Source organism: Arminella tubonensis (assembly GCF_003240585.1).
In the GTDB taxonomy this organism is placed as follows: Bacteria; Pseudomonadota; Alphaproteobacteria; order Rhizobiales; family Rhizobiaceae; genus Rhizobium; species Rhizobium tubonense.
Genome location: NZ_PCDP01000078.1, coordinates 1 through 954 on the forward strand (window position 1 = coordinate 1; position 954 = coordinate 954).

Annotated in this window: 1 protein-coding gene and 1 pseudogene; one reads left to right on the plus strand and one right to left on the minus strand. The window is 58.7% G+C overall.

Translation table 11 applies throughout. The annotated features are described in order from the left end of the window. A partial coding sequence (locus CPY51_RS30720; RefSeq protein WP_275540505.1) for a TCP-1/cpn60 chaperonin family protein occupies positions 1 to 557 on the plus strand: 557 nt, incomplete at its 5' end. 135 nt (positions 558 to 692) lie between these two features. On the opposite strand, the pseudogene CPY51_RS30725 reads toward CPY51_RS30720, so the two are convergent. Beyond that, positions 693 to 954 (minus strand): annotated as a pseudogene (locus CPY51_RS30725) (IS5/IS1182 family transposase); the annotation flags it as partial.

Genomic DNA, 954 nt, shown 5'->3' on the forward strand with positions numbered 1-954 from the left:
ACGACAAGGAAAAGCTGCAGGAACGTCTTGCCAAGCTTGCTGGCGGCGTTGCCGTCATCCGCGTCGGCGGTGCAACTGAAATCGAAGTCAAGGAAAAGAAGGACCGCATCGACGACGCGCTGAACGCAACACGCGCTGCCGTAGAAGAAGGTATCGTCCCCGGTGGTGGTACTGCTCTGCTTCGCGCTTCGGTCGTCCTCAACATCAAGGGCGCCAACGAAGACCAGACTGCCGGTATCAACATCGTCCGCAAGTCGCTTCAGTCGCTGGTTCGCCAGATCGCTGAAAATGCCGGTGACGAAGGTTCGATCATCGTCGGCAAGATCCTCGAAAGCGACACCGACAACTACGGCTACAACGCCCAGACCGGCGAATTTGGCGACATGATCGCCATGGGTATCGTCGACCCGGTCAAGGTTGTTCGCACAGCCCTGCAGAACGCAGCTTCGGTTGCCGGCCTGCTCGTCACCACCGAAGCCATGATTGCAGAAGCTCCTAAGAAGGACTCTGCAGGCGGCGGTATGCCTGACATGGGTGGCATGGGTGGCATGATGTAACCGATTCCGGTTCTCCGGATTGATTAGCCATTTGCAACAAGGGGGCTTCGGTTGAACGGAGCTCCCTTTCTGTTGTTGGACGGCGTTGGTGCACGGATCTGAAGGATTGCGGAACTCGGTCTTTGATGGCGTGATCTAAGCTGCCTTTGCCTTACGGCGAAGGGATTTCGGGCGCGCACAGGCAAGCATGCGGTTGAGGACGGCGCAGCCGATGGCTACCTCCGTCTGCTGAGCGAGAAACGACCGAGCCCGCAGACGCGGTCCGATGATCGATTTGTAGCGTCCGATGGCGGTCTCGACCCGCGCGCGCTTACCGTATCCGGTGGAAGCTTGCCAATTCATCCGGCCGTCTCTGCTGATCGCGGCGATATGCAGATCCCTTTGGCTTGGAGGTTGA